The 6,852-nt window shown below is 56.0% G+C and carries 10 protein-coding genes and 1 tRNA gene; all 11 read right to left on the reverse strand.

Going from position 1 to position 6,852, the window contains the following annotated elements; genetic code table 11:
* Nucleotides 1-125 precede the first annotated feature (125 nt).
* Nucleotides 126-200, reverse strand: a tRNA-Phe gene (locus QZ197_RS13730).
* Between the two features lie 95 nt (nucleotides 201-295).
* Nucleotides 296-481 (reverse strand): DNA gyrase inhibitor YacG, encoded by a 186-nt coding sequence (yacG, locus tag QZ197_RS13735; protein WP_296432686.1) that lies wholly within the window; start codon nucleotides 479-481, stop codon nucleotides 296-298.
* Nucleotides 481-1,515: a ribonuclease E/G gene (locus QZ197_RS13740; protein ID WP_296432687.1), complete on the reverse strand. Its 1,035-nt coding sequence runs from the start codon at nucleotides 1,513-1,515 to the stop codon at nucleotides 481-483. The genes yacG and QZ197_RS13740 overlap by 1 nt, the downstream gene beginning before the upstream one ends.
* Nucleotides 1,512-2,117, reverse strand: coding sequence for a Maf family protein (locus QZ197_RS13745; RefSeq protein ID WP_296432688.1), 606 nt, complete (start codon nucleotides 2,115-2,117; stop codon nucleotides 1,512-1,514). Before QZ197_RS13745 ends, QZ197_RS13740 begins: the two co-directional genes overlap by 4 nt.
* Before the next feature lie 30 nt (nucleotides 2,118-2,147).
* On the reverse strand, nucleotides 2,148-2,366 hold the full coding sequence (gene infA, locus QZ197_RS13750) for a translation initiation factor IF-1 (RefSeq protein ID WP_007205486.1): 219 nt from the start codon (nucleotides 2,364-2,366) through the stop codon (nucleotides 2,148-2,150).
* A 116-nt stretch (nucleotides 2,367-2,482) separates the two neighbouring features.
* Nucleotides 2,483-2,965 (reverse strand): low molecular weight phosphatase family protein, encoded by a 483-nt coding sequence (locus QZ197_RS13755; RefSeq protein WP_296432689.1) that lies wholly within the window; start codon nucleotides 2,963-2,965, stop codon nucleotides 2,483-2,485.
* 3 nt (nucleotides 2,966-2,968) lie between these two features.
* Complete coding sequence (locus QZ197_RS13760) at nucleotides 2,969-3,448, reverse strand: UPF0262 family protein (RefSeq protein WP_296432690.1); 480 nt, start codon at nucleotides 3,446-3,448, stop codon at nucleotides 2,969-2,971.
* Nucleotides 3,445-4,755 (reverse strand): histidinol dehydrogenase, encoded by a 1,311-nt coding sequence (gene hisD / locus QZ197_RS13765; RefSeq protein ID WP_296432691.1) that lies wholly within the window; start codon nucleotides 4,753-4,755, stop codon nucleotides 3,445-3,447. Before hisD ends, QZ197_RS13760 begins: the two co-directional genes overlap by 4 nt.
* A gap of 57 nt (nucleotides 4,756-4,812) precedes the next feature.
* A complete protein-coding gene (locus QZ197_RS13770) occupies nucleotides 4,813-5,292 on the reverse strand; it encodes a DUF2948 family protein (protein ID WP_296432692.1) in 480 nt (159 codons plus the stop codon).
* The gene (gene murA, locus QZ197_RS13775) at nucleotides 5,289-6,554 is read right to left on the reverse strand and encodes a UDP-N-acetylglucosamine 1-carboxyvinyltransferase (protein ID WP_296432694.1); all 1,266 of its coding nucleotides are present in this window, start codon (nucleotides 6,552-6,554) and stop codon (nucleotides 5,289-5,291) included. Before murA ends, QZ197_RS13770 begins: the two co-directional genes overlap by 4 nt.
* A gap of 6 nt (nucleotides 6,555-6,560) precedes the next feature.
* The gene (locus QZ197_RS13780) at nucleotides 6,561-6,704 is read right to left on the reverse strand and encodes a hypothetical protein (protein ID WP_296432696.1); all 144 of its coding nucleotides are present in this window, start codon (nucleotides 6,702-6,704) and stop codon (nucleotides 6,561-6,563) included.
* Nucleotides 6,705-6,852 lie beyond the last annotated feature (148 nt).

Below are 6,852 nucleotides of genomic sequence, written 5' to 3' on the forward strand. Positions count from 1 at the left end.
ACACGGTGATTCCACTCTCGCTCCAGCCCTCAAACACGGTAAAAAGTGTGTGTTTGGTGTGTTTTTGAAAAACACACGCATAGGGCGTTTTGCGCTGACCTATGTCATTGATTTTGCTTGTAAAATGGTGCCCAGGGGCGGAATCGAACCACCGACACGAGGATTTTCAATCCACTGCTCTACCCCTGAGCTACCCGGGCACCGGGATGGGATGCATCGCATCCCATATTGGGTGTCGCGGTTTTAGACGCGGTGGTTGGGGGTGTCCAGAGGGAACTGCGCGAAAAATCAATGACTAGTGTGGTTTATTCAAATCCGCTTGCCGAAGTTGGCTTTCCAAATCATCCGCGTCCTCGGGATCGTCCGCCGGAATGGCGTAACTGCCTGAAAACCATTTGCCCAAATCGATATCAGCGCAGCGTTTAGAGCAAAACGGGCGGAATTCAGTGAGGGTCGGCTTTTTGCAAATTGGGCAGGCCATCAGATGTCCTTTAGCAGCGCCTTGGGGAAAGGCGGACGTTCGCGTTTGCGCTGTAGCTCGAATAGGCCCATGGGGGTCCAGCCCACCAGCGATGTCTCAATCGGGTCCGCTTTGAACGCCGCGCGCAGTGATTGTTCAACTTGTTTGCGGTGTGCTTTCGACATCGATACGAAGTCGACGGTAATTTGTCCGGCTAGTCCGCGCAGGCGCAACGACCGTGGCAATGCGCGCGCGGCGGCAATGTTGGCTTTCAAGGCTGCCGCAGGCGACGTGTCATTGCCCGTGTTGACGTCCACAGCAACAAGCGCGCGCGTGGGTTCAACATACATATAACCTTCGCCAAGAGGGACCAATTCGTCGCCTATTGCGGCGAACTGGTCTAAAATGCCCAGATGCGCAAACGACCCTGCTTCGGTCACAACGTCAGCCCGACCCGTCCATTCGCGCCAAGCGACAGTGTGCGGTCCATCGCCTTCGGTCAGCGCCTCTGGTGTTGTACCCTCTGCATCAGCAAGGACTGTGTCAGCCATTGTCAGCATCGCTTCGATGTCGTCTGCGATTTCATCCGCGTCTGCGCCCTCGCAAGAGGATCGCAAAATAAGGCCGTGCGTGCTGTCAAATACCTGATGGGCGATGGCCAGTAATGCGTCGCGTGTGTCTTCGTCGGTAATCTGGCGCGAGATGTTCAAGCCGGGTTTTCCAGGTGTCACAATGGCGTAGCGGCTTTTAAACAAAACGCGATCTGTGACGGGAACAGCTTTGCCACCATCTGCGTGACCAGTGACTTGCACCAACAAAGGTTGACCGGGGCTTAGCCCTTTGCCGTGCCGCAAGAATGCGGTTTCGCCTTCGGGCAGGCGCAGCATCATACCGCCTTGGCCTTTGATCGGCCGATCGCAAATGCCACGGTATATCGCACCGGGGCGGGGTGCATCGAGATCGTCGATGAGGATATCATCAAGTTTGCCGTCGACCAGATAGGCGGCTGCTTCAATTTCGCCGATGTGGTCCAGAACGATTGTGCGGCCCTTCATGTGTGGTCTCCGTAAATGGCGATGCCTGCTGCGGTCAGCAGGCCTGCAGTTTCTGCCAAAGGCAGGCCCACGATCCCAGTGTATGATCCATTGATCCATGGAATAAAGGCGCTTGCGGGTCCTTGTATTGCGTAGCCACCAGCTTTGCCGCGCCAGTCGTCACTGGCGAGATAAGCGTTTACTTCGCCGTCTGACAATTGCTTGAACGCTACAGTGCTTTGAACGTCTTTGGTCCAGACCTGCGTGCCGCGTTTGACCGCGATTGCAGTGATCACCTTATGGCGGCGACCCGAAAGCGCGTAAAGAAACGACGCGGCTTGCCCTGCATCTGCGGGTTTGCCCATTATCCGGCGACCCAAGGCGACGGTGGTATCTGCACATAAGACGACTTCGTCTGCGTCGGCTGCTACGGCATCCACTTTTTGCGCTGCAATGCGTTTGACGTAGTCGCGGGGCAATTCGCCCATTTGCGCGTCTTCATCGATGTCAGGAGCGCGGATCGCAAATGGCGTCAATCCAATTTGCGCCAACAGCTCCAACCGCCGAGGCGAGCCAGAGCCGAGCACCAGTTTCAGCGAAGCGTTAGAGGGCAAAGTGGTCATCGCGGGCCGAATTGGCACGGGCGCGCCACGTTATTTGAAACGATAGTTAATCCGACCTTTGGTCAGATCATAAGGTGTCATTTCGACCTGCACCTTGTCGCCAGCCAGAACGCGGATGCGGTTCTTGCGCATCTTGCCTGCCGTATGTGCGATGATCTCATGGCCGTTTTCCAGCTCGACCCGAAACGTCGCATTTGGCAGAAGTTCTTTTACGACACCTGGGAATTCGAGCAGTTCTTCCTTGGCCATGTGATCTCCTATATCTGTAATCCACTTGGTGTGGACGGCGCTTAGATGCGCCTCAATTGACTATTTTTCAAGGGGTAATCGGTCTGACCGCGCGCCATGTGGCAGTTTTGATGCGTTCAGTCGTCTTGTGCGTCGATGCCGGGGCCCCAGCGCGCGATCAGGCGGTCCCTGATTTGGTTGCGGGCTTGGCGATAGAGGGCCATGCGGGCCTCGCGGTTGTCGCCCAAACCAGTGGGATCAAGGATCGGCCAGTATTCGACTTCGATGTGATAAAACTGTGTTAAATCAAGCGCGCGGCGTTGGCTGGCAGGGGATAGGGCAAGCACCAGATCAAAGGATGACAGGTCATCGCCCCAGTCTTCCATTTCATCGAATGACCGCGATCGGTGGCGCGAAAGTTCCACCCCCAGTTCGGCACAGACAGCGATGGAAAAGCCGTCAATCTCGAGATCATTTTTCACACCGACCGACTGCACATAACATTGCTGGCCATATAGCTGCTTCATGATCCCTTCGGCCATTGGAGAGCGGACAGAGTTATGATCGCAACAAAATAGCACTGACTGAGGCAAGTCTTGGTATGTTTTGCCCTGCGCCATTTCCTAGCCCCCGAAGTGCAATACGCAGATCAGCGTAAACAGGCGGCGGGCGGTGTCGTTGTCGACTACTGCTTTGCCCTCTAGCCGTTCTTGCAGAACACGCGCGCCTTCGTTGTGAATGCCACGACGGGCCATATCGATGGTTTCAATCTGGCTGGGCGGCAGCGTTTTGACCGCGTCAAAATAGCTTTCGCAGATTTGGAAATAGTCTTTTACGACTTGCCGGAACGGTCCAAGCGACAACAAAAACGCGCCCGCAGGTTCATCGTTTTCTTGCGTCAGATCAAAGACCAACCGACGTTCCTTGATTGACAGCGCCAGTTTGTACGGCCCGGGCGGCACTTCGCGATCGTCGCGGTCCGGGATAGAAAAGCTGTTATCTTCCAACAGATCAAACATCGCTACTTTGCGTTCTTGATCAATCTCTGGTGTGGGCGGCGGCAGGTTGCGATCATCAAGATCGATGTGGATAATCCTGCTCATGCGTCACCTCCGTTCAATCGGTCCAATCGGGCGCGCACTGACAGGCCATGTGCCTCTAGGCTTTCTGAAATTGCCAATCGTTCTGCTGACGGGCCAATCGCCGCTAGGGCCTCGGGTGTCATGCGTGACAACGTGGTGCGTTTGATGAAATCCATGACTGATAAACCGCTTGAAAACCTTGCTGAACGTGCTGTTGGCAGCACGTGATTTGGACCGCCAATGTAGTCACCGATTGCCTCGGGTGTCCAACCACCAATAAAGATCGCACCCGCATGGGTGATCTTGTCGCTGAGCGCGTCCGCATCAGCAGTGCACAGCTCCAAGTGTTCGGGGGCGATCCGGTCTGACAGGGTCACAGCCTCGTCGAAATCGGCAACCGTTATGATCGTGCCAAAATCACGCCAGCTTGCCCCTGCAATCGCACGCCGCTCAAGTGTTTCAAGGCGCTTGTCGACCGCGTGTGCAACTGCTTGCCCAAAACCTGCATCATCGGTGATGAGGATTGATTGCGCACTGACGTCGTGTTCGGCTTGGCTGAGCAGATCAAGAGCGATCCAATCAGGGTCGTTGTCTTTGTCTGCAATCACCAGAATTTCCGACGGGCCAGCGATCATATCAATGCCGACTTTGCCAAAGACACGGCGTTTGGCAGCGGCCACGAATGCGTTTCCAGGACCAGTGATTTTATCGACAGGCGCAATCGTTTGCGTGCCGTAGGCAAGGGCGGCAACAGCCTGTGCGCCACCAATGCGGTAAATCTCGTCCACGCCAGCGATACGCGCGGCCATTAACACGAGCGGGTTCGTCACCCCGTCAGGTGTCGGCACGACAATCGCAAGACGCTGCACGCCCGCGACCTTTGCAGGAATCGCATTCATCAGCACCGATGACGGATAGGATGCGGTGCCACCGGGAACATAAAGCCCAGCAGCCGACACAGGCGTCCACCGCCACCCAAGCGTCGCGCCGATCTCGTCGGTCCACATCGCATCAGCGGGCATTTGGCGGCTGTGGTAGGCACGGATGCGTTCTGCAGCCAATTCTAAAGCGGCACGGTCAGCATCGTCGACTTTCGCGCACTCGGCTTCGATTTCTGCTTCGCTAAAGCGCATGGTGTCAGCTGTCAGTTCTAGCCGGTCAAACTTTGCCGTCAGTTCCAGAACGGCTGCATCACCGCGCGCGCGCACATCGGCGATGATGTCGGCGACTATATGATCGACCTCTGGGCTGTCTTCGCGTTTGGCACCCAAAAGGGCGGTAAAGCGGACCTCAAAATCGGGATCAGATGTGGATAGAAACTGTGGCATCGCAAACTCCTTGGACGCACGACATAGCGGGCAGGGCGGGGTGCTTCAATGGACGCGTTATGCGGGGTGTGACGGTGCCTTGGCAGACGGTGCCACATAGGGGCGTGTCACGTCGCGCAAAAGCACCTCAAGCGCTTCAACCTCAAGCCCGATCATACCGTCACCTGCAAGCGTTAATTCAACACGGCCCATACCGTCTTCGCCTGCTACGAAATCAATGGATAACAGCGAATACACCATGTCAGTGGCGGCTTTATCAACACCTTGGCTTTGCACTTTCATCACGTCTTCGATGACCAGTAACGACTGTACGCGTTCAAAGCTACGCTTGCGCAGGCGGGCGCTGTCGACGTCTTCCCAGCGGAAGCGATTGAGCAAGATCGCAAAGCGGCGCGCCTTGGCGTCCCACTTCATTTCCGACGCAGGAAAGACTGCGTCCTGAACAAGTGCTGCCATCACTGCCAAATCATCGGTGTCGAGCGCCTTGAGCCGCAAAGGCGCCTCGCGTCCATCTTCGAATTTTGCGTCTTCGGTCATGAAGAAACCCTTTCGATTTTTGCCCCGACAGCGCTTAGCTTGTCTTCGATATGCTCGTACCCGCGATCAAGGTGGTAGATGCGGCTAACCTTTGTCTCGCCCTCGGCAGCAAGTCCCGCAAGGATCAGCGACACAGAGGCACGCAGGTCCGTGGCCATCACAGGCGCACCCTTTAGGCGATCAACACCTTTTACGGTCGCAACGCCGCCGTGGACCTCAATATCTGCCCCCATGCGGATCAGTTCAGGGGCATGCATAAAGCGATTCTCGAAGATTTTTTCTTCTAGCACGGACGTTCCTTGGGCGGTGCATAGCATCGCCATCATTTGGGCCTGCAGGTCGGTCGGGAAGCCCGGAAAGACCTCCGTGGTGATGTCCACGGCCATGGCGCGGTCCGTCCTGCGTTTCACCTTAAGACCATCTGGTGTCTCGGTTACGTCAACGCCTGCAGCGTCTAATTTTTCAACAAAGGAGCCGACTAAATCAAGACGACCCCCAAGGCATTCGACTTCACCACCTGCAAAGACAGGAGCGAGCATGTACGTACCCAATTCGATTCGGTCAGTAACAACAGGATGTGTAGCAGCGCCAAGGCTATCGACGCCTTGAATGGTGATCGTGCTGGTGCCTTCGCCTTCGATCTGTGCACCCATACGGCGCAAGCATTGGGCCAAGTCCACGATTTCAGGCTCGCGGGCGGCGTTTTCAATTACGGTGGTACCTTTGGCCAAGGTCGCAGCCATCAGGATGTTCTCTGTCGCACCCACAGAGGCAAAACGCAGTGGTACTTTCGCGCCTTTCAAGCCACCTTTAGCGACTGCATGCAGATAGCCGTCTTTAAGCTCGATTTCGGCACCCATCGCTTCAAGTGCTGTGACGTGAATATCCATAGGGCGCGCACCAATGGCGCAGCCGCCGGGCAAAGACACAATAGCTTGGTGGTGGCGGGCCAGAAGGGGACCCAGCACAAGGTTGGACGCGCGCATCTTGCGCACGATTTCATAGTCTGCCGTTGTAGACGTCATGGCATGGCTGGAAAGGACCTGCACTTTGCCGTCCTGCATCGAAGTGACTTCGACACCTAATGATTGCAGCAGGGCAGTCATCGTCTTTATGTCGGACAGGCGTGGGGCATTCGTGAGGGTCAGCGGTTCTTCTGACAACAACGTGGCGGGCATCAAAGCCAATGCTGCGTTCTTAGCGCCCGCAATAGCGATTTTGCCATGAAGGGGGGTACCACCCGTAACGACGATAGAATCCATGCCTGCCTACTCTTTCTCTTTTGCGTCGCTTGCCCGTGCGCGGGCCTGAGCCTTGCGTTTGGCCATATTGGCCTTCAGCGCCGCCTTCAACCGGTCTTCGCGGGTCTTGGCGGTCTTATCTGCTTTGTTCTTGGTGTGTTTGTCGCTCATGGTACCTCTGTTAGCAACAAGGGCAAAAACCGTCCAGAGAGGGCTTGCACCAAAGTCAGATTACGTCTAATTCCCCGATCCAAAGATGCTGTGGTAGCTCAGTGGTAGAGCGCGTCATTGGTAATGACGAGGTCGGGAGTTCAATCCT

It is taken from the genome of Yoonia sp. (assembly GCF_017854415.1).
Lineage (GTDB): Bacteria > Pseudomonadota > Alphaproteobacteria > Rhodobacterales > Rhodobacteraceae > Yoonia.

Coding starts and splice junctions, on each gene's coding strand:
- QZ197_RS13780 (WP_296432696.1), bottom strand. CDS start 6,704: ATGAGCGACAAACACACCAAGAACAAAGCAGATAAGACCGCCAAGACC.
- QZ197_RS13745 (WP_296432688.1), bottom strand. CDS start 2,117: ATGACCACTTTGCCCTCTAACGCTTCGCTGAAACTGGTGCTCGGCTCT.
- QZ197_RS13770 (WP_296432692.1), bottom strand. CDS start 5,292: ATGACCGAAGACGCAAAATTCGAAGATGGACGCGAGGCGCCTTTGCGG.
- QZ197_RS13740 (WP_296432687.1), bottom strand. CDS start 1,515: ATGAAGGGCCGCACAATCGTTCTGGACCACATCGGCGAAATTGAAGCA.
- QZ197_RS13755 (WP_296432689.1), bottom strand. CDS start 2,965: ATGGCGCAGGGCAAAACATACCAAGACTTGCCTCAGTCAGTGCTATTT.
- murA (WP_296432694.1), bottom strand. CDS start 6,554: ATGGATTCTATCGTCGTTACGGGTGGTACCCCCCTTCATGGCAAAATC.
- infA (WP_007205486.1), bottom strand. CDS start 2,366: ATGGCCAAGGAAGAACTGCTCGAATTCCCAGGTGTCGTAAAAGAACTT.
- QZ197_RS13760 (WP_296432690.1), bottom strand. CDS start 3,448: ATGAGCAGGATTATCCACATCGATCTTGATGATCGCAACCTGCCGCCG.
- hisD (WP_296432691.1), bottom strand. CDS start 4,755: ATGCCACAGTTTCTATCCACATCTGATCCCGATTTTGAGGTCCGCTTT.
- yacG (WP_296432686.1), bottom strand. CDS start 481: ATGGCCTGCCCAATTTGCAAAAAGCCGACCCTCACTGAATTCCGCCCG.